This window comes from Mesorhizobium sp. M0119 (genome assembly GCF_040322615.1).
Classification (GTDB): Bacteria; Pseudomonadota; Alphaproteobacteria; order Rhizobiales; family Rhizobiaceae; genus Mesorhizobium.
Window position 1 is genome coordinate 72,675 of sequence record NZ_JAMYTU010000011.1, and the last position, 20,131, is coordinate 92,805.

At 62.4% G+C, this 20,131-nt stretch carries 21 protein-coding genes; 11 read left to right on the plus strand and 10 right to left on the minus strand.

What is annotated here, in order from left to right; genetic code table 11:
• Positions 1 to 145 precede the first annotated feature (145 nt).
• From NKJ40_RS13250 to NKJ40_RS13260, 3 genes are all read left to right on the plus strand, one after another.
• A complete protein-coding gene (locus NKJ40_RS13250; RefSeq protein ID WP_292660938.1) occupies positions 146 to 514 on the plus strand; it encodes an Hpt domain-containing protein in 369 nt (122 codons plus the stop codon).
• 97 nt (positions 515 to 611) lie between these two features.
• Entirely contained in the window at positions 612 to 932 is a 321-nt protein-coding gene (locus NKJ40_RS13255) for a 2Fe-2S iron-sulfur cluster-binding protein (protein ID WP_023674833.1), read from the plus strand.
• 81 nt (positions 933 to 1,013) lie between these two features.
• Entirely contained in the window at positions 1,014 to 2,042 is a 1,029-nt protein-coding gene (locus tag NKJ40_RS13260) for an NAD(P)/FAD-dependent oxidoreductase (RefSeq protein WP_352466403.1), read from the plus strand.
• Positions 2,043 to 2,069: 27 nt separating this feature from the next.
• On the opposite strand, the gene NKJ40_RS13265 is transcribed toward NKJ40_RS13260, so the two are convergent.
• On the minus strand, positions 2,070 to 3,551 hold the full coding sequence (locus NKJ40_RS13265; protein ID WP_352466404.1) for an MDR family MFS transporter: 1,482 nt from the start codon (positions 3,549 to 3,551) through the stop codon (positions 2,070 to 2,072).
• 226 nt (positions 3,552 to 3,777) lie between these two features.
• Complete coding sequence (locus NKJ40_RS13270; RefSeq protein WP_352466405.1) at positions 3,778 to 4,395, minus strand: DUF922 domain-containing Zn-dependent protease; 618 nt, start codon at positions 4,393 to 4,395, stop codon at positions 3,778 to 3,780.
• Positions 4,396 to 4,491: 96 nt separating this feature from the next.
• On the opposite strand from NKJ40_RS13270, the gene folP reads away from it, so the two are divergent.
• From folP to folK, 3 genes are read left to right on the plus strand one after another with little or no spacing between them, the layout of a single operon-like run.
• Entirely contained in the window at positions 4,492 to 5,337 is an 846-nt protein-coding gene (gene folP, locus NKJ40_RS13275; protein ID WP_352466406.1) for a dihydropteroate synthase, read from the plus strand.
• Positions 5,338 to 5,340: 3 nt separating this feature from the next.
• Complete coding sequence (folB, locus tag NKJ40_RS13280) at positions 5,341 to 5,700, plus strand: dihydroneopterin aldolase (RefSeq protein ID WP_023674838.1); 360 nt, start codon at positions 5,341 to 5,343, stop codon at positions 5,698 to 5,700.
• The gene (folK, locus tag NKJ40_RS13285; RefSeq protein WP_352466407.1) at positions 5,684 to 6,208 is read left to right on the plus strand and encodes a 2-amino-4-hydroxy-6-hydroxymethyldihydropteridine diphosphokinase; all 525 of its coding nucleotides are present in this window, start codon (positions 5,684 to 5,686) and stop codon (positions 6,206 to 6,208) included. The genes folB and folK overlap by 17 nt, the downstream gene beginning before the upstream one ends.
• A 24-nt stretch (positions 6,209 to 6,232) precedes the next feature.
• Here the strand turns inward: folK and NKJ40_RS13290 are convergent, their stop codons facing one another.
• Together NKJ40_RS13290 and NKJ40_RS13295 are read right to left on the minus strand one after the other, a co-directional pair.
• Complete coding sequence (locus NKJ40_RS13290) at positions 6,233 to 6,784, minus strand: DUF924 family protein (protein WP_502903707.1); 552 nt, start codon at positions 6,782 to 6,784, stop codon at positions 6,233 to 6,235.
• A 17-nt stretch (positions 6,785 to 6,801) separates the two neighbouring features.
• Positions 6,802 to 8,637, minus strand: coding sequence for a monovalent cation:proton antiporter-2 (CPA2) family protein (locus NKJ40_RS13295; RefSeq protein WP_352466408.1), 1,836 nt, complete (start codon positions 8,635 to 8,637; stop codon positions 6,802 to 6,804).
• 230 nt (positions 8,638 to 8,867) lie between these two features.
• Between NKJ40_RS13295 and NKJ40_RS13300 the strand changes: the two genes are divergently transcribed.
• Entirely contained in the window at positions 8,868 to 9,134 is a 267-nt protein-coding gene (locus NKJ40_RS13300; RefSeq protein WP_352466409.1) for a hypothetical protein, read from the plus strand.
• Positions 9,135 to 9,197: 63 nt separating this feature from the next.
• Here the strand turns inward: NKJ40_RS13300 and NKJ40_RS13305 are convergent, their stop codons facing one another.
• The 4 genes from NKJ40_RS13305 to NKJ40_RS13320 form a co-directional block, all read right to left on the minus strand.
• Positions 9,198 to 9,752 carry a hypothetical protein gene (locus NKJ40_RS13305; RefSeq protein WP_023674843.1) on the minus strand — a complete coding sequence of 185 codons (555 nt, stop codon included), beginning with the start codon at positions 9,750 to 9,752 and terminating at the stop codon, positions 9,198 to 9,200.
• Between the two features lie 87 nt (positions 9,753 to 9,839).
• Positions 9,840 to 10,934, minus strand: coding sequence for a YcjF family protein (locus NKJ40_RS13310; RefSeq protein ID WP_352466410.1), 1,095 nt, complete (start codon positions 10,932 to 10,934; stop codon positions 9,840 to 9,842).
• Positions 10,931 to 12,409: a YcjX family GTP-binding protein gene (locus NKJ40_RS13315; protein WP_352466411.1), complete on the minus strand. Its 1,479-nt coding sequence runs from the start codon at positions 12,407 to 12,409 to the stop codon at positions 10,931 to 10,933. Before NKJ40_RS13315 ends, NKJ40_RS13310 begins: the two co-directional genes overlap by 4 nt.
• 62 nt (positions 12,410 to 12,471) lie before the next feature.
• Positions 12,472 to 12,975: a SixA phosphatase family protein gene (locus NKJ40_RS13320; RefSeq protein WP_352466412.1), complete on the minus strand. Its 504-nt coding sequence runs from the start codon at positions 12,973 to 12,975 to the stop codon at positions 12,472 to 12,474.
• A 260-nt stretch (positions 12,976 to 13,235) separates the two neighbouring features.
• On the opposite strand from NKJ40_RS13320, the gene dksA reads away from it, so the two are divergent.
• Positions 13,236 to 13,652: an RNA polymerase-binding protein DksA gene (dksA, locus tag NKJ40_RS13325; RefSeq protein WP_023717816.1), complete on the plus strand. Its 417-nt coding sequence runs from the start codon at positions 13,236 to 13,238 to the stop codon at positions 13,650 to 13,652.
• An 83-nt stretch (positions 13,653 to 13,735) separates the two neighbouring features.
• Here dksA and NKJ40_RS13330 read toward each other — a convergent pair whose 3' ends face one another.
• Positions 13,736 to 14,488 (minus strand): hypothetical protein, encoded by a 753-nt coding sequence (locus tag NKJ40_RS13330; RefSeq protein ID WP_352466413.1) that lies wholly within the window; start codon positions 14,486 to 14,488, stop codon positions 13,736 to 13,738.
• Positions 14,489 to 14,691: 203 nt separating this feature from the next.
• On the opposite strand from NKJ40_RS13330, the gene cckA reads away from it, so the two are divergent.
• Both cckA and NKJ40_RS13340 read left to right on the plus strand, forming a co-directional pair.
• Positions 14,692 to 17,265, plus strand: a complete 2,574-nt coding sequence (gene cckA / locus NKJ40_RS13335) for a cell cycle histidine kinase CckA (protein ID WP_352466414.1) — start codon at positions 14,692 to 14,694, stop codon at positions 17,263 to 17,265.
• Positions 17,266 to 17,348: 83 nt separating this feature from the next.
• On the plus strand, positions 17,349 to 18,059 hold the full coding sequence (locus tag NKJ40_RS13340; RefSeq protein ID WP_352466415.1) for a purine-nucleoside phosphorylase: 711 nt from the start codon (positions 17,349 to 17,351) through the stop codon (positions 18,057 to 18,059).
• A 48-nt stretch (positions 18,060 to 18,107) separates the two neighbouring features.
• Here the strand turns inward: NKJ40_RS13340 and NKJ40_RS13345 are convergent, their stop codons facing one another.
• A complete protein-coding gene (locus NKJ40_RS13345) occupies positions 18,108 to 18,503 on the minus strand; it encodes a hypothetical protein (protein WP_352466416.1) in 396 nt (131 codons plus the stop codon).
• Between the two features lie 300 nt (positions 18,504 to 18,803).
• On the opposite strand from NKJ40_RS13345, the gene urtA reads away from it, so the two are divergent.
• A complete protein-coding gene (gene urtA / locus NKJ40_RS13350) occupies positions 18,804 to 20,114 on the plus strand; it encodes an urea ABC transporter substrate-binding protein (protein ID WP_376704326.1) in 1,311 nt (436 codons plus the stop codon).
• Positions 20,115 to 20,131 lie beyond the last annotated feature (17 nt).

The following is a 20,131-nucleotide window of genomic DNA, read 5'->3' on the forward strand; positions in this document are numbered from 1 at the left end:
CCGATACGTAAAACTTTAAATATAAGGTTAACACAGCCGTGATTCCGGCGCCGTTATCGCGACATTTTTCCGGGCCAATCATTAACCCGTTGTCCACCGGATACGCCTAGTTTTTGCGGCGATCGAAGAACGGAGTCTCAAAGTGATACGTGGCGAAAACGGCATTGCCTTCTCGATGCCCGGCGGCGACGTGTCGGGGACAGCCGGGGCGCGGCCGATCGACCTGGCGCACCTTGCGCGCCAGACGATGGGCGATCGGAGCCTCGAGCAGGAGGTGTTGGCTCTGTTCGTGCAGCAGGCGCTGTCGGTGCGCGACAAGATCGTCGATGCGGATGTCAGGCAGCGGCTGCTATTGGCACACGGGCTCAAAGGCTCGGCGCGCGGGGTCGGCGCCTTCGCCATTGCCGATTGCGCCAGTGCGATCGAATGCCGGCCCGAAGACGCCAGCACGCTGAAGCGGCTTGGCTCGCTGATCGAAGAAGTACGCGACTTCGTCGCCGCCATCAGCCGATAGAACTTATTCCCAAAACGCCACGCAGCGGCGCTTTCGCGCCGCAGTTGACTTGTCCGGCAGAGTGATTATGTCGGCTCAGACTCCCTTCAGGTGACAAATGACCAAGCTGACCTTCATCGCCCATGACGGCACGCATTTTGACGTGGATGCCGAAAACGGCTCGACCGTCATGGAAAATGCGATCCGCAATGCGGTGCCGGGAATAGAAGCGGAATGCGGCGGCGCCTGCGCCTGCGCGACCTGCCATGTCTATGTCGACGAAGCCTGGACGGCGGAGGTCGGCGAGCCGGAAGCCATGGAAGAGGACATGCTGGATTTCGCCTACGAGGTCCAGCCGAACTCGCGGCTGTCATGCCAGATCAAGGTGCGCGACGCCCTCGACGGGCTGGTCGTGCGCGTGCCGGCTCGCCAGGGCTGACGCCGATTTTTGCCGCTGCCGCTTGGCAGCGGGCCAATGGTCATGCAGTGTCGCGCCGTTTCCCATAAAGGCGCATGCTTCATGACCGCTATCACCAAGACGGACGTTCTCATTGTCGGGGCAGGGCCTGTCGGCCTGTTTGCCGTATTCGAGCTCGGCCTCTTCGACATGAAGTGCCATCTGATCGACATACTCGACCGGCCCGGAGGGCAGTGCGCCGAACTCTATCCGGAAAAGCCGATCTACGACATTCCGGGCTGGCCCTCGATCTCGGCGCAAGGTCTGGTCGACAAGCTGCTTGAGCAGATCGCGCCGTTCAAGCCCGAATTCACCTATAACCGCATGGTTTCGAGCCTGGAAAGGCTAGAGGACGGCAGCTTCCGCGTCACTTCCGACGAAAACGAGGTGTTCGAAGCCAAAATTGTGGTGATTGCCGCCGGCGGCGGCTCTTTCCAGCCGAAGCGGCCGCCAATTCCCGGTATCGAGCCCTATGAAGGCAAGAGCGTATTCTACTCGGTGCGTCGGATGGAGGACTTTCGCGGCCATGACCTCGTCATCGTGGGCGGCGGCGATTCGGCGCTCGACTGGACGCTGAATCTGCAGCCGGTGGCCAAGAGCGTGACGCTGGTGCACCGGCGGCCCGAATTCCGGGCAGCGCCCGACAGCGTCAACAAGATGTATGCCATGCAGGAGATGAAGGAGCTGGAATTCCAGGTTGGACAGGTGACTGGCCTGACCGGCAACGACGGCCAACTCGCCACCGCCATCATCAAGGGGCCGGAGGGCGATATCGAAGTGCCGTGTACGCGGATGCTGCCGTTCTTCGGCCTGACAATGAAGCTCGGCCCAATCGCCGAATGGGGCCTCAATCTCCACGAGAACCTGATCCCGGTCGACACCGAAAAATTCCAGACGTCGGTGCCCGGCATCTTCGCCGTCGGCGACATCAACTGGTATCCCGGCAAGTTGAAGCTGATCCTGTCGGGCTTCCATGAGGTCGCTCTAATGGCGCAGGCAGCCAAGCGCATCGTCAGCCCTGGCGAGCGCATTGTATTCCAGTATACGACCTCGTCGACCAGCCTGCACAAGAAGCTCGGCGTGGTCGACTGAACCTCGCTATACGCTCGTCGGGCCGGTCTACTCCGCCAGGGCTGGGGCCACAGCCTCGGCATGGCCGCGAAGCGTTTTTTCCGGCATCAGCCAGAGCGTGATGAACGACAGCAGCAAGGTCGCGGCCGCGGCAAGAAAGATCATCACGAACGGTGTGGCGGAGGCGATATGGCCGGCCGGCTGCGTGCCTTCGCTGGCCAGCGGCAGGCCGTAGCCAAGGGCGACGGCACCAAGCATGGCGACGCCAAGCGCACTGCCCAGCGAGCGGAGGAAGGTGAGAACGCCGGTCGCCACGCCAAGGTGCATACGATCGACGGCGTTCTGGACCGAGACGGTGGCAACCGGAAAGGTCGTGCCTGTGCCCAGCCCTACGCAGGTCGTTAACACCTCGACAAGCAATAGCGAGGCATTCCCGGCGATCAGGCTGAGCACGCCAAGGCACAGGATCGAGAAAACGGTGCCGATCATGGCAATGCGCTTATAGTGGAAAAAGCGCGGGATCATTCGCGCGCTGAACGTCGCACCGGCCACCGTGCCGAGCATCAGCCCAAGCAACGCGGTGCCCGATTCGCTGACCGACAGGCCGACGACCGATTGCAGGTAGACCGGCAGATAGACCGACAAGCCGACATTGGCAGCCTGCAGCAGGAACATCGACAGCGTGCCGGCGAGAACGATCGGATTGCCGAGCACTTCGAGCGAGATCAGCGGTTCGGCCGCGCGCATGAGCCGCAGTGCGAACGCGCTCCAGAACACCGCCGAGCAGGCGAGCAGTCCAAGGATTTCAGGTGACAGCCACGGATACTCGCTGCCGCCCCAGTTCAAGGCAAGCAGCAGCAGCGAGGTGGCCGCGACCAGAAGGAGCGCGCCGAGGCCGTCGATGCGGTGATGCTTTGCGGCGATCGGCAGCTTCTTGAGCGGGTTGTTGATGATCGCCATGGCCAGCAGGCCGAGCGGGATGTTGATCCAGAAGATCAGCGACCAATGCAGATGTTCGGCGAAGGTGCCGCCGAGCAGCGGCCCGGCGATGCTGGCGACGGCCCAGGTGCCCGAGATCCAGGCGGCGTAGCGGGCCCGCTCGCGCGGCGGCACGAGGTCGCCGATCACGGTCTGTGTCAGCGCGAACAGACCACCGCCGCCAGCGCCCTGGATCGCCCGGCCAACGACAAGGATCAGCATATTGGGCGCCATGGCACTGACCAACGACCCGGCGAGAAAGATCAGGATTGCCGCATAGACGGTCGGCCGGCGGCCATAGATGTCGGAGATCTTGCCGTAGAGCGGCGCCACGGCGGTCGCGGTCAGCAGATAGCCGGTCACGATCCACGGCAGATATTCGGCATGCCCGAGCAGACGTGCCATCGTCGGCATCGCCGGCGCAACGATGGTCTGGTCGAGCGCCGCCAGCAGCATCGACAAAAGCACGCCGCCGATAATGGCGTTTTTCTCGGTTTCGGTCAGCGGCGTGCTGGTTTCCACCATCGCTTGCTTGTCAATAGCCTGGTCCATATCCATTCATCCATTACACTTGCATGCACGTCCGGGACGGCTGGAGTGCGTCGAGTGTGCAGATTGGCCCGTGTACTCGTGCCTTTGGGACTGACCCTTGCGAACTTGACATATGTCGTTCGCTATAGGCCGATTTCGACAGCGGCTCGAAAGTTTTTCGAAGCTGGCACCATGCTTCGGCAAAATTGGCTTTGTTCCAAATTGGCTTTGTCCAACGACGCGGAGTTCAGCCGGGAGCGAGCCGGCCGTTCTCAATGCGCTCGATGCGATAGTGCAAAAGCCGCAGGATACGGCTGTGGAAATTGACGCTTTCGACACGATCGAAGCGCATCTGCTCCTGGTCGTGCTTGGCAAGCATGACCGCTGTAATTTTCGCGGCCTTGGCCTTGGCCAGTTCGCAGGTCTTTTCCGGGTAGCTTGCCTTCAGGGCGTCTTCGAGTTCGCGGCCATGGTTCTTGGCAATCTCGACGTGGCGCTCCTCATGGCGCTTGATGTCGGCGGATAACGTATCCCAGAACAGCCTGACGCCGGCATCGGCTTTGCGCGGACGGCGCCACTCGGGAAGGATGACCTTGACCTTGACGGTGACGACAGCGTCGGCAATCCAGCACGAGCCCGGGTTTTGCGCATAGCTGACGCGGGTGGTGAACGCCATCTGGGTAGCGCCTGGATGCCGCGACCCGGTGCTTTTCACCTGAGGCCCGAGTTTCGACAGCTGGGTCTCGATGTCGTCGAGCGTCCTGCCGCCGATCGGGAAATAACTATATGTCTTGATGAGAGTTGCAGCGCCGGCCGGGAATGCGGTCAGAGCGAGCATCAGGGCGCAGAGGAGGGATCGTTTCATCGTGTTGCCTCTTTCCCCACCTTGCTTTACCGCCGTCCTCGGCGCAACGGAATTGATCCCCGGCCACGCCGCGGGATCGAACATGGTTGATGGGCAATGATGACAGGGCGATGGCAGCTGGCGCATGGGCGCCATCTCGACCTTGGCAGTAAGGCCGTGGTCGTCGGCATCCTCAACGTCACGCCGGACAGTTTTTCCGACGGCGGCCTGTTCGATGTGCCGGAAAAAGCGGCGGCCCAGGCGCGCCGCATGGTGGAGGAGGGGGCCTCCGTCATCGACATCGGCGGAGAATCGACACGTCCCGGGGCGTCTGCGGTCTCCGCAAAGGAAGAGCAGGCCCGCATATTGCCGGTCATCGAGGCGCTCGCGACGTCTGGCGGAATGCTGATCTCGGTCGATACCTATCGCGAGGCTACGGCCCAGCTTGCCGTCCAAGCCGGCGCACATATCGTCAATGACGTCTGGGGCCTGCAGCGCGAACCGGGCATTGCCCGCGTCGCAGCCGAAACCGGCGCCGGGCTTGTCATCATGCACACGGGACGGGACCGACAGAAACTGCCCGACGTGATTGCCGATCAGCTTTTCTTCCTCAGGACGTCGCTGGAAATTGCGCGGCGGAGCGGTGTTGCCGACGATCATGTCGTGCTCGATCCGGGCTTCGGCTTCGCCAAGGAGACGGCCGCGGAAAATCTTGACCTGATGGCACGGTTTTCCGAGCTTCGTGCGCTAGGTTTTCCACTGATGGCAGGCACATCGCGAAAGCGCTTTATCGGCACCGTCACCGGCCGCGACGCAGCCGCAAGAGGCGCCGGAACCGCGGCCACCAGCGTAATCCTGAGGCTCAAAGGCGCGCATCTTTTTCGCGTACACGATGTCGCAATCAACGTGGACGCGTTGGCCATCGCCGATGCTATGCTGGCACGTGAGATCGGGGAAAGCTGAGCCATGTATGTCATCCGCATGAAGAACTGCGCCTTCTTTGCCCGGCACGGTGTGCTGGACGAAGAAGAGACGCTCGGCCAGCGCTTTTATGTCGATGCGGCACTCACGGTGGATCCCGGGCGGGCACTGGTCGAGGATTCCATCGAGGACACCGTCAATTACGGCATCGCCTTTGCGGTCATCGAGAAGATCATTACCGGCGAACGGCGCTTTCTGATTGAAGCGCTGGCGCTCGAAGTGGCGAGGGCGCTGACGGCGCGGTTTCCGCAGATCAAAAAGGCCGAGATCACGGTGCGCAAGCCGAACGCCCCGGTGCCGGGTGTGCTCGATCATGTCGAGGTGACCGTTGTCTGGCCAGAATAGTAACAACAACAACACCGTCTATCTCAGCCTTGGCGGCAATCTCGGCGATCCGGCGAAGTCGATGGCTGCGGCACTGGGCATTCTGGATGCCGACGAGAGCACGCGCGTCATTGCCGTTTCGTCGCTCTACCGCACGCCGCCCTGGGGCAAGCTCGATCAGCCGGATTTCCTCAACGCGGCGGCCGAAATCTCGACCGCGCTCGCGCCGCGGGCTTTGCTCGACCTTTGCCTCGACGCCGAGCGAAAACTGAAGCGGGTGCGCGAGGAGCGCTGGGGTCCACGCCTGATCGATATCGACATTCTGGTGTTCGGCGACCGCATCATCCACGAGACCGGACTGGAGGTGCCGCATCCGCGCATGCTGGAGCGCGCCTTCGTGCTGGCGCCGCTGGCAGAAATTGCGCCGGAGCTTGTGGTCGACGGCAAGAGCGTGTCGGAGCGACTGGCCGCCGTCGACACATCGGGCATTGAACGGCTGCCGTCGGGCCGGGATTGGTGGAAGGCCTGACGCTGCCGCCATCGGTGCCCGAAGTCAGCCGGAAAACCCACCTCCGTCGAGGAACAATTGTTCGTCTGGTGTCGTCTCGCGGCCAAGCATCCTGTTTCGATGCGGAAAGCGGCCGAAGCGCTGGATGATGTCGCGATGCTCGATCGCATATTTCAGGTAGGAGGGGGCTTTGGCGGCGGTAAGCTCCATCGATCTGAGCTGATCGGCGAGGTCCTCCGAATGCTCATAGGGCAAATAAAGAAAGACGCGGAGGTTTTCGTCGAGCGCCAGGTCATGGCCGGCGGCGATCGCTTTCCCGGCGAAATGCCGCGCCAGCGGGTCCGTGGCGTACACGTGGCCGGTGCCGCGAAAGCAGTTTCGCGGAAACTGGTCGAACAGGATCATCAGTGCCAGCGACCCTTCGGCGTGTTCAGACCAGCCGTCGCATTCGCGGCGGGCGGCGGCGAAGTGCAGATCGAAAAACCGGGTGCGAAAGTCGATATCAAAGGCGTCGTTCTTCTCGAACCACGCGTCCTCCCCCGCGTCGCGCCAGAATCCGGTGACGGAGAGAGCGCGCTCGTCCAGTTCGTTCATCATTCGCGTCGTTCCAAGGTTTAATCGGCCGGTTCGGATTTCTGCAGCACGCCGGCGGTCTCCTCGTTGAGCGCCTGGCCCGCGCGCCGTGGCGTGCTGAGCGGCGTCGGGATGGGCGTGCCGATATTGCCTTTGAGGAAGCGCCGTCCGGCGCGGATGCCTTCGGCCTGTTGAAGCTCGAAACGGGCAGCGTCGCGGCGGCGGACGTCCTCGACTACCTCGGCGACTTCTTCCGGGTCGACGCCGAGGGCTTCCAGGGTCGAGCCGCCGAAGACAAGCGCCGATTCGAACGTCTCGCGGAGCTGATAGTCGACGCCGGCACGAATGAGCTGCAACGCCGTGCCGCGGTCGAACGCCCGTGCCAGCACCGTCAGCAAGGGAAACTCCGCCTTGATCAGTTCCGCGATGCGCACGGCGGCATCGGGCTTGTCGACGCAGATCAGCACGGCGCGTGCCCGCCCGGCTCCCGCGGCCCGCAGGATATCCAGCCGCGTGCCATCGCCATAATATACCTTGAAGCCGAAATCGGCTGCCGCCTGGATCATTTCGACCTCATTGTCGATGATCGATACGTCGATCCCGCGCAACAAAAGCGGCTGGCTGGCGATCTGGCCGAACCGGCCAAAGCCGATGATCAGCACGCTGCCGGTCAGGCCCTGCGCGACATCGACGCCTTCAAGCGACTGCTCGTCGCGCGGCGTCAGATACCGCAGGACTATGATCGCCAACGGCGTCAGCACCATGGAAATGATGACGATGGCGGTCAGCATCGCATTGGCCTGGCTATCGATGATCCCGACCGCCGCCGCTGCGGAATAGAGGACGAAGGCGAATTCGCCGCCTTGCGCCATGAAGACCGCGCGCTCGAGCCCTTCCCGGTGGCCGGTTTTGAGAATGCGGGCAACGATATAGATGCCGATCGCTTTCATCACCATGTAGGCGACGACATAAATGGCAATGAGTTGCCAGTTGATGACGACCACATGCAGGTCGAGCGACATGCCGACGGCGAGGAAGAACAGCCCGAGCAGAATACCGCGGAACGGTTCGATGTCGGCCTCCAGCTGGTGGCGGAAGGTCGATTCCGACAAAAGCACGCCGGCCAGGAAGGCGCCCATCGCCATCGACAGGCCGGAAAGCTGCATGGCAAGCGCTGACCCGAGAACGACCAGAAGGGCGGCAGCGGTCATCACCTCACGGGCGCGCGCATCCGCCAGGATACGGAAGAACGGATTGAGCAGATAGCGTCCTGCAAGCACCAGCCCGATGATCGCGGCAAGGCCGATGCCGACCTCCGTCAACCGATCCGACAGGCTCATATCGGCGCCGCCCGGCGCGAGGAAGGCGATCAGCGCCAGCAATGGCACGATGGCCAGGTCTTCCAAAAGCAGGACCGAAACGATGCGCTGGCCCTTGGGCGTGGCCAGTTCGCCGCGTTCTTCCAGCAATTGCATGACGATGGCCGTCGAGGTGAGCACGAAACCGGCGCCGGCGACGAAGGATTGCGCGATAGGAAAACCTCCCGCCAGCCCGACGCCGGTCAGCAGGACCGCGCAGACGCCGACCTGCAGCGCGCCAAGCCCGAAAATCTCGCGGCGCAGGCCCCATAGCCGTGACGGCTGCATCTCCAGCCCGATGATGAACAGGAACATGACGACGCCGAGTTCGGCGACATGAAGAATGGCTTCCGATTCGGAAAAAATGCGCAGTCCGAACGGGCCGATCACGACACCGGCCGCCAAATAGCCGAGGATGGAGCCGAGTCCCATGCGCCTGAAGATCGGTACCGCAACGACGCCGGCGGCAAGCAGCGCCACCACCTGGATCAGATCGCTGTTCGATGCCTCTGCCGCCATGCCTGCCGTTCCGCTCTCTTGCAACAAGCGGCCAAGATAGGGGGTTCGCGGCGGATCGAACAGTGCGAATGCAGCGCATTGTGAAGGCGATATTGCAGGCGCACTGCACAGGATAATGGTCTCCCTGGCGTTGCTTGTTCTAGCAATCCGGCGCTAAGGACGCCCGGCTTCGGCCAGTGGAGGGTGAACGACGATCAAGTCGCGGCCCCTTTTTTGAGGAGATGACTGACATGAAGACGTTTTTGCTGGTTGCCGTTGGCATCGCGGCACTTGCCGGCTCTGCCTGTTCGAAAGCACCCGAGTGCACGACCGAGATACTGACCAAGAAGGCTCAGGACATGACTGCGGCACTTCAGGCTGCGATTACCAAGGATCCAGCCAAGGCAGCCGACCTCGCGGCCAAGGTCCAGGCGGTCACAACCAAATATCAGGGCGGCACGACAGCGGCCGAGGCCTGCAAGGCCTATGACGAGGTGATTGCCGCGATCAAGGGCTGAGCACTTAATTGCAAATCAAAAGACGGCGGCGCCGTCTGGCCGCCGCCTTTCTCACGCTGAAAGTCAGTTCGGAGTTATGGAGCCGACCTCGACTGCGTCGATCCGCTTCAACTTCATGCCGATGACCGGTACCAGCTGCTGGTCGACGCGCACGGCAACGGTCACCGTCATCGAATTGTCGTCGGGGACAAGCGCCTGCATAACGCCGCGCAACTGATTGCGATTTATGGTGAAAACCACCTTGTGCGCATCGACGACATTGCCACCGATAATGTCGAGGCCGGAGCCGGCGGCCCCGCCCATGAAGCTGCCCTTGTAGCCCTGCCGGCCCTTGTGTTCGATCGTTGCCGACATCTGCTGGGTGAACATGCCTACCCGGCAGCCGCCGTCGAGCGACATGCCAACCTTGCCGTCAGGCGTCGAGCCGATGAAGCTGCAGGTGAATTTCGTGCCCTTGTATTTGCCGGCAACGATTTCCCCGGGGCCGACCCATTTGCCTTCGACCGACCGAAAGAACTGCTTGTCCGGTTCCGCCGCCGAGGTCTTTCCGGCAATGCCGACGGTTGCGACAAGCGCGAGCGCCACGGGCAGCCCGCTGGACAGAATAACGCTTTTCATCGACGACACCCGGCAACAAAGAGACTGGTTTGGACGCTTCCGACCATGGACAAGATTGGTTAATGCTTTGTCACCCCAAGGCGACAGTCACGTTCCGGAAGCGGATGTTTCTTTTTCTTTCTTTGCTGCAAAGGAGGTCAGCGCGGAGAGGAAATCGCCCAATCCGGGCCGCCTGACAGCGTAAAAGGGCAGGGGCCTTGCGGTTTCCATCGCTGCAATGCCGATGCGCGCAGTCATCATGCCGTTGACGACGCCTTCGCCGAGCTTGGCCGAGAGCCTGGCGGCAAGGCCGTGGCCAACAATCTGCTGGACGAAACTGTCGCCGACGGCGATCGACCCGGTGACCGCGAGATGGGCGAGAACGCTGCGCGCCAGGCGGAAAAAGCCAAGCGTGCCGGGGCGGCCGCCATAGAGCTCCGACAGGCGGCGAATCAGCCGGCCGGCTTCGAACACGACGTAAGCGACGTCGACCAGCGCGCGGGGGCTGACCGCGGTCACCAGGGAGACGCGCTTCGCCGCTTCGAGAATCATCACCCTGGCGCGGGCATCGAGCGGGCCGAGGATCTCGGTCTCGGCCAGCCGCACCAGATTGCCGCCGTCAATGATCTCGCCGCGCAATTCGGCCAGCGAGCGCCTGCCGGCCGCGGTTTCAGGCTTGGCCGCGACAAATGCCGACAACTCGTCGACCACGGCGTGGGCGGCCTTCGGATCGTCGCGGGCAATCGCATCGAGCGCCCGCTTTTGCAACTTTTCGACCTCGGCAAGGCGGGCAATCGCCATGAACTCGCGCACGAGGATGATCAGAAGCGCCAGGATGGCGATCGCGGCCATACCGGCAGCCAGCCAGCCCAGCCACTCGGCGCGCTCGAACAGGTCGCGAATCAGCTGGTCGGTCCAGAGGCCGACGGCGAGCGAAACCAGAACGCCCAGCGCGCCGAAGAACAGGCTGCCAAGCAGCGAACGTTTTCGCGGCGCAATCGCCGGCGGCGGTTCGGCAGCGACGATATCAGGCTCCTCGAAGACGTCGATCTCCGCCGGTGTGACCACGGCAAGATCCGCCTTCACGGTGCGCGGCTTTCGCGCCGGCGCGGCCTCGGACGCGGCATGGCGAGCCGTCGGATCCTCCTTCTGCTGGGGCTCTGGCTCGATGCGAAAGGCCGCCGGCCTGCGGGGCGCACTCATGCGAGATGATCTCCGATCAGGAACTGCAGCGCGCGGTCGAGCCTGATATGTGGCAGCGACAGCGTGACGCCCTCGGCGGTGCGCTCGAGTTTCGGCGGGCGAAAGCGCACGAAGCGGATCGCGGGGTCGTCATTGTTCTGGCGGCGGGCCGATTCGGAAACGTCGAACACCGCATCAACTTTCTTCGGCAAGTCACCGGGAAATATGGCTGTTTCGGTCTTTCCGTCAAAGGTTTCGCCATTGATTTTTTCGCCGCGCAATGGCGTGCCGATAATGACCGGCAAAGTCTCGCGGCTCTGCTTGACCGTGCCTTCACGGGTCGCGCGCATGGCCGCCATGGCCACGACGTCGACGTCGGCGCCGGTGAAATTCGCTCGCGCCACGGCGCGGTCGGCTAGCCGCCGCACGATCGCCTGCAGCCGGTCGTGGCTTTCGTGGTGCAGATGGTCGGCCTTGGTCGCGGCCACCAATATGCGGTCGATGCGCCTCGAAAACAGGTCGGTCAGGAAGTTGCCCCGGCCGGGGCGGAAACAGGACAGGATTTCGGTGACCGCACGTTCCAGATCGGCCATCGCGCCGGGGCCGGCGTTCAATGCCTGCAATGCGTCGATGAGCACGATCTGGCGGTCGAGACGCGTGATGTGTTCGCGAAAGAACGGTTTGACGACATGCGTCTTGTAAGCCTCATAGCGCCGCTCCATCATCGCCTGCAGCGATCCCGAGCGGGCGCGCCGGCCGCCCAGATTCGGTAGCGGCGCGAAGGTGAGAGCGGGCGAGCCTTCAAGATCGCCGGGCATCAGGAAGCGACCGGGCGGCAAGGTCGAAAGCGCCCGCTCGTCGAGCTTGCAGGCCTTGAGATAGGCCGCGAAGCTCTCGGCGAGACGGCGCGCCGTCATCTCGTCGGCGTCGGCGTTCGGGTCGACCGGATCGGAGAGCGCCCGCCATTCCCGCGAAAGATCGACACGAACCGGCAACACGGCCATCTCGAAGGCCTCACGCGAAAAATCGGCGTAGGACTTGCTGAGCAGCGGCAGGTCGAGCAGCCATTCGCCGGGATAATCGACGATGTCGACCGACAATTTGCCGGCGGAAAACATGCGGCTCCAGCCAGAGGCCGATTCGTATTCGATGGTGAGCCTCAGTTCGGAAATCGCACGCGTCGAATCCGGCCAGACCCGATCGTCGACAAGAGCCGCGATGTGATCCTCGTACTGGAAGCGTGGTACCGCGTCGTCCGGCTGCTCTTCGAGAAAAGCGCGGGCGATGCGCCCCGATTTTTGTGCCTCAAACAGCGGCAAGCGTCCGCCATGGACCAGATTGTGCACCAGGGCCGAGATGAACACCGTCTTGCCGGCGCGGGACAGCCCAGTCACGCCAAGGCGCAGCGACGGAGCGAAAAGCCCGGCAGCGCGGCCTGACAACGTATCCAAGGCAATCTTCGCCTCGTCGGTAAAAGTCGTCAGCGATGATGCCAAATCTGTTCTCGCGGGCCGGTCAGGATCCGATATAGGCTTTGATGCGCGGCTTTGAAATGGCCTCAGATATCGGCAGGCGTCAGGAAGGCTTCGAGATAGCCGGCGCCCGGCGCAGCCTCGGCAAGACTGCCGTTGAACCGGACCGCCGCAAGTGCGGAGGCCGGGAAGCCGTGGTTCAGCATGGCCCGCGCGGTCTCCTCGCCGTCGCCTGAGAGCGCCATGGCGAGATCCTCAATCATCGGATTGTGGCCGATGACAAGCAGGGCATCCAGCCCGCCATTCTGCCGGATGGCAGCGAGGTACGCGGCGGCATCGTCGCTGTAGAGCGTGTCAAGGAACAGCACCCGGCCCGTGTCGGTGTGGCCAGCCAAGCTTTCCAGCGTCTGGCGGGCGCGCCTGGCGCTTGAGCAAAGGGTGAGGCCCGGTACGTATTTGCGGGAACGTATCAGCGCGCCCATCGCTTCGGCATCGGCGAAGCCGGATGCATCGAGCGGGCGGTCGAAGTCAGCCACGCCAGGCAGTGCCCAGCCGGCCTTCGCATGCCTCAGCAGATAAAGTCTGGTCACCGGATTCCCGTTGTGCCGGGCACCGAACCCGTCAACACGCCGCAGGATTTGCCATCAGAAGAGCTCCGTGCGCAATGGCAAGCGCCCCTCAAGCATAGCGAATCATGTACGGATTCGGTCGTATTCTTCGCAAAAAGGGCATCGCAGATGCTGGTTTGTCCGGCACTAACAATTGCGTGAAACTGTCGTCGATTGATCTTGTGCAGTTTTCGGTCCGCGAATATATAGGCGCCAAATTTGGGGTTTGTTGGGTGAGTCGAATGAACGACATCGTTACCGCCGATTACGTACCCTCCGAAGACGAGCCGTTCATGAACGAGCGGCAGAAATCCTACTTTCGCCTGAAGCTCGTCACCTGGAAGAACGACATCTTGCGCGAAGCGCGCGAAACTCTCGAAATCCTGCAGCAGGAAAACGCTAACCACCCCGACCTCGCCGATCGCGCCTCCTCGGAAACCGACCGCGCCATCGAACTTCGCGCCCGCGATCGCCAGCGAAAACTCATCTCGAAGATCGATTCCGCCCTCCAGCGCCTTGACGAAGGCACTTACGGTTATTGCGAGGAGACGGGCGAGCCGATCGCACTGAAGCGGCTCGACGCGCGCCCGATCGCCACGTTGTCGATCGAGGCACAGGAGCGCCATGAGCGGCGCGAGAAGGTCTACCGCGACGACTGAGTCGGCGGGAAAATCAGCGGCATCGGTAAAGCGTTCAAAATGGCCGGTTTTCCGGCCATTTTCATTGGCCGGTCGCTATCGGCCTATCTTTTCTGATTGGACAACTCGCCGAGGAGCTTCGTCATCTCGTCGTCGAGAGAGGGCGATGCCTTCGCCGCCGGCTTGCTCGGCGTTTGGCTGAAGCGTGGCTCGTCGAGGGAAACCTCCAGCTCTTTCATCAGCGCATCGTCGATGGACTCATGCTGTGCCGGCGGCTCGTATCTTGCCGGGGAGTCCTGTTTTGCCGGCGGCGGCGCATGTCGCGAGGCATTGGCGTTGACGGATCCATAACTTGGCAACGGTGTGACGTTCGATGCCGGTTTCGGCGCGGGCGCCGGCATTGTTGCGGGCATCGTCGCCGTCTGGCGGGCTCGGACAGGGGTTGCGGCCACGCTTGCCGGCTGCGGCGGCGCTTGCCTCACCGGCGCGGCTGTGGTCGAAGCCGACCTTGCTGCCGGCTGGTGGCTGTTGTCTCCGGTCAATGCCGGGCGCCGCAGCGCCGAGAGCCTGATGTCGCGCTCGACGACGACATCGGTCGGACCACCGATCAAGAGCAGGTGCTCGATGTCGTCGCGGCGCACCAGCACTAGCCGCCGGTGACTGTCGACCGCTGTGGCATCCATGACAGCCAGCCGCGTCTTGCGGTTCCTGCCGCCGGCGACGAATGTTCCGAATGTCAGGCTGCGGACAAGCCTGATGATAAGAAGAATGATGAGCAGAAGGACAAGTACTGCAAACGTCCATAGGATTGCTGCGGCATAACCAGGACCCGCCACGCCATCCAGCCATTGCAGCATTGGTTCCCCCAAAATCAGCTTTCGAAGAGAGGCGACACTAGACTGTTGCGGCAGGCGACCGCAAGTTGCCTTTCACGCTTCGTGAACAGCTCGAAACACCGGGAGCCGAACGGCGTCATTTTTAGCGGACATCTGCAGCCGGGCCTTTTCCCGACCCTGAGAATATGATTCAACCGACACCGGAATTCACGAGCAGGGGGCACATGGCCAAGGAAGCGCGCGGCGATTTCTATCCGGTACCTATCGTCGACCAGAACACGCGGCCGGGAGCGGTCACCCGGCTCATCGTCTTCATCGTCGTCCTGACAGGGGCAGCGATCGTCTTCGGCCTTTTCCGTGAGCGACTTGGCGATCCATTCCTGCTCGGCATGCTTGGCGTGCTGGCGATGATCGGTGTCGGCTTTCTATTCGCCACTGCAATCGGCTTCGTGCATATCACGCCGCGCTCGACAAGCGACGAACTGTCGAAAGCTTTCGTCGATTCGATGTCGCAAGGTCTCCTGGTCACCGACACCAAAGGCCGTATCATCTACGCCAACCGGACTTATGCTGATATGACGGGTGCCGAGTCGGCCGCCGACCTCAAGACGGTCGAAGGTTTGCTTTCAGACGTTCCCGAGGCCTCGGTGACCATATACCGGCTGGCGTCAGGCCTGCGCGACGGCCAGCCGGGCGACGGCGAGTTTCGGCTCGCGCAGTCCATTCGGCCAGGCGCCGAACCGGGCGCGCGCTGGTACCGCGTCCGGGCCCGCGCCTTCAGCGTTCCCGGCCAGCGGCTGCCGATGCTTGCCTGGCAGCTTGCCGATATCTCGCGGGAACGGGCCGAGCAGGAGCGGTTCTTTCTCGACCTGCAAAAGGCCATCGATCACCTCGACCATGCGCCGGCCGGTTTCTTTTCCGCCGACCAGGAAGGCCGCGTCACCTATATCAACGCGACCCTCGCGGAGTGGCTGGGCATCGACCTGGCCAGCTTCACCCCCGGCGCCATCACGCTGCCGGAGATCGTCGCCGGCGACGGCATGGCGCTGGTCCGTTCGGTCAAGGCCGATGCGGGTACCACGCGCAATGCTGTTATCGATCTCGATCTGACGACGATGACCGGCGAGGCGCTGCCGGTGCGCTTCATGCATCGTGTCTCGGCCAGTCGAGAGGGCCTCAACGGCCCGACTCGCACCATCGTGCTCAACCGGACGCAAGGCGAGGACGCTTCGGCTGACCTCCGCGCCTCGGAAATACGCTTCACGCGGTTCTTCAACTCGACGCCGATGGCGATAGCCGGCGTCGACCACGTCGGCCGCATCCTGCGCACCAATGCGCCGTTTCTGTCGCTGTTTTCCTCGGTCGTCGACCGCGACGCGGTCGATCGGCGTGTGCGGCTGGATACGGTGATCCACGAGCGCGACCGGCCGGCTTTCGCCGCGGCGTTCGAAAAGGCACGCCAGCAACAGGCTGACATCGAGCCGATCGATACGGTGCTGCCCGGCAATGAGGAGCGCCACATACGCTTCTACGTCAACGCGGTCGCAGACGGTACCGGCGGCGAAGGCGCCGAGGAATCGGCCATCGTCTATGCCGTCGAGACCACCGAGCAAAAAGCCCTCGAGGGCCAGATGGCGCAGAGCCAGAAGATGCAGGCGGTCGGCCAGCTCGCCGGCGGCATCGCGCATGATTTCAACAATGTGCTGACCGCCATCATCATGGCCTCGGACCTGCTGTTGACCAACCACCGGCCGTCCGATCCGTCGTTCCCGGACATCATGAACATCAAGCAGAATGCCAACCGGGCGGCCTCGTTGGTGCGGCAGTTGCTGGCCTTCTCGCGCAAGCAGACCCTGCGGCCGGAGGTGCTCAACCTGACCGACGTGCTCGCCGATCTCAGGATGCTGCTTGCCCGGCTGGTCGGCAACGACATCAAGCTCAAGATCGACCATGGCCGCGACCTGTGGCCGGTCAGGGTCGATATCGGGCAGTTCGAGCAAGTGGTGGTCAATCTGGCGGTCAATGCGCGCGATGCGATGCCGGCTGGCGGCGACCTCACCGTACGCACCCGCAATGTCAGCGCCGGAGAGTGCAAAACCTTTTCCTACCGCGAACTTACTCCGGCCGACTATGTGCTGGTCGAGGTCGAGGACAGCGGCAGCGGCATCGCGCCTGATGTGCTGAAAAAGATCTTCGAGCCCTTCTTCACGACAAAGGAGGTTGGCAAGGGAACCGGCCTCGGCCTGTCCATGGTCTATGGCATCATCAAGCAGACAGGCGGCTTCATCTTCTGCGATTCCGAAGTCGGCAAGGGATCCGTGTTCCGCATCTTCCTGCCGCGGCACATTGCGGAGGCAAGAAAGGCGGGCGAGGCTGGAGAAGTGCCGGCCGCCCCTGCCAAGATCGCCGACTCAGCCAAGGATCTGTCGGGCTCGGCCACGGTGCTGCTGGTCGAAGACGAGGACGCCGTGCGCATGGGTGGCATGCGGGCGCTGAAATCGCGCGGCTACACCGTCCACGAGGCGTCCTCGGGCGTCGAGGCGCTTGAAGTCTACGAAGCGCTCGGCGGCAAGGTCGACATCGTAGTGTCGGACGTGGTGATGCCGGAAATGGACGGCCCGACGCTGCTTGGCGAATTGCGCAAACGGCAGCCCGACATCAAGTTCATCTTCGTGTCCGGCTATGCCGAAGACGCGTTCGCTAAGAACTTGCCGGCCGACGCGCATTTCGGCTTCTTACCGAAGCCGTTTTCGCTCAAGCAATTGGCCACCATCGTAAAGGACATGCTGGAATCCTGACCCTTCCAATGCTCAGCTTGCGCAATGTCGTGAGACTGCCATGATTGCAGGCGAAACGGGCGACGGGTTTTGGAAAGCATGCCGTGACGCCACACAACGAGGCAAGCAAGGGCGACTACGCAAGCACGGTGCTGCTGCCGGGCGATCCGCAGCGCGCTGAATGGATGGCGCAGACTTTTCTGGAAGCGCCGCGCTGCGTCAACCGCCGACGCGGCGCGCTCGGCTTTACCGGGTTGTTTCGCGGCAAGCCTGTCAGCATCCAATCCACCGGCATCGGCGTCCCGTCATTCCTGGTCTATGTGCATGAGCTGCTGGACTTCTATGGTGCGAAAACGTTGATCCGCACTGGTACCTGCGGTGGCCTGACCGCCGAGATGGCGCTGCGCAGCCTGGTCATCGCGCAATCGGTGCGCGGCGAAAATGCGGAGAGCGGCCAGATTTTTGGGCTCTATCGTGCCGATGCCGACCCCGATCCGGTATTGTTGGCCCAGGCGTTGGCCCGGGCTTCGGAACTCGGCATCGACCATCGGGCCGGGCGGACCATCTGCAGCGATATTTTCTATCATCCGCAGGGGCGCGAACGCTTTGCCGAAGCGCAGGCCCAGGGCGCGCTCGCCGTGGATATGGAAACCAGCGCGCTCTACCGCATTGCGGCCGATTTCGGTGCCCGGGCGCTGTCGATCCTGACCGTCGTCGATAACGTGGCAACCGGCGAGCAAACCGACTATTCCGAACGCCAGGGGCTTTTCGCCGATATGACCCGGCTGGCGCTCGATCTGGCGGCGGAGAGCTAGGCGGCTTTCTGCTTCGGGATACGAAACCTCGCAAGGTTCCGTACTTTTTCAACGCTTCGTGCAAGTCGAGGCGGTAAAGGCGCCGTCCGGCTGCTTCATGATAATGTCGAAGGACGGGGTGGTTCCGCTTTCCAGCGTCGCTTGCGTAAGCGAGATCGAGTTGCCGCCACTGGTGTAGCCGCCCAGCGGACCTAGCCAGGTGATCACGCCGTCCGCATCCATCTGGTAATTGTAGCTCTGCGGCGCGATGCCGAAGCTCACCGGACCGCTATAGACGTTTCCCTTGATGGTGATGTCGCCGAGGCTGAGGAACATGCCAAGCAGGTAGACTTCGCAATGATAGGAGCCGTCCGGCAGCTTGCCGTCGCTGAAGCCGGCGCGCGCTACGGTCGTCGTCGCCAGCAGAAGCATGGCGGTGAAAATGCAAGAAGCTCTGAAGGCCATGGAGTCTCCCGTTAAGGGTTCGAACTTGCCTCATTTCGCTCCGGCGCTGCAATCCTCGCCAGCGCTCATATGATGCTGCTCAAAATTAGGGCATTGGCCTATATGTGAGTAAAACTTAGGCCGATACGGGTGATCCTTTCTCGTTTCGAACATGGCAGGCGAGGTTCATCTCCTGCGGCTAATACATTAACCGACTGACAGAGCTGGGAAATCTCAAATCCTCCGACCTTGCTCCCGTGATTGGCACAGCCGTTGCATGGTCTGTTCCGATGCAGTTAACCAGCTTGGGAGTTAAAAAGTATGAGGGGTAGTTTCTCGACAATAGCAAAAATGTTTTCGGCCGGCGTGGTCACCGCCGGCCTGCTGATGAGCGTTCCCGCCAAGGCGGCCGACGACACCATCAAGGTCGGCATCCTCCATTCGTTGTCGGGAACCATGGCGATCTCGGAGACGACGCTGAAGGACGCCATGCTGATGCTCATCGAAGAGCAGAATGCCAAGGGTGGCCTGCTCGGCAAGAAGCTCGAGGCGGTGGTCGTCGATCCGGCTTCGAACTGGCCGCTATTCGCCGAAAAGGCGCGCGAGCTGATCTCGAAGGACAAGGTCGCGGCGGTGTTCGGCTGCTGGACCTCGGTGTCGCGCAAGTCGGTACTGCCGGTGTTCAGCGAACTCGACAACATCCTGTTCTACCCGGTCCAGTATGAGGGCGAGGAAAGCGAGCGCAACGTGTTCTACACCGGTGCGGCGCCGAACCAGCAGGCCATTCCGGCCGTCGATTATCTGATGAGCGAGGATGGCGGTTCGGTGAAGCGCTGGGTGCTCGAAGGCACCGACTACGTCTACCCGCGCACCACCAACAAGATCCTCGAGGCCTATCTGAAGGCGAAGGGCGTTGCTGCCGAAGACATCATGGTCAACTACACGCCGTTCGGTTTCTCCGACTGGCAGACCGAAGTCTCGGCGATCAAGAAGTTCGGCTCGGCCGGCAAGAAGACCGCCGTCGTGTCGACCGTCAACGGCGACGCCAACGTGCCGTTCTACAAGGAACTCGGTAACCAGGGCATCAAGGCCGAGGACATCCCGGTCATGGCCTTCTCGGTCGGCGAGGAAGAGCTTGCCGGTCTCGACACCGCGCCGCTGGTCGGCCATCTCGCCGCCTGGAACTATTTCGAAAGCGTCGATACGCCCGAGAACGAGAAGTTCATCGCCGACTGGCACAAGTTCATCAAGAACGACAAGCGCACCACCAACGACCCGATGGAAGCCCACTATATCGGCTTCAACATGTGGGTGAAGGCGGTCGAGAAGGCCGGCACCACCGATCCGGACAAGGTCATCGACGCCATGGTTGGCGTCTCGGTGCCGAACCTGACCGGCGGTTATTCAACCATGATGCCGAACCATCATATCACCAAGCCGGTGCTGATCGGCGAAATCCAGGCCGACGGCCAGTTCGAAACCGTCTCACAGACGCCGGGCCTCGTGATGGGCGACGAGTGGTCCGACTACCTGCCTGACTCCAAGGACCTGATCTCCGATTGGCGCGCGCCTCTGTCCTGCGGCAACTTCAACGTTGCCACCGGCAAATGCGGCGGCAAGGGAACCAACTGATCCTCCCGGTCTGTCCT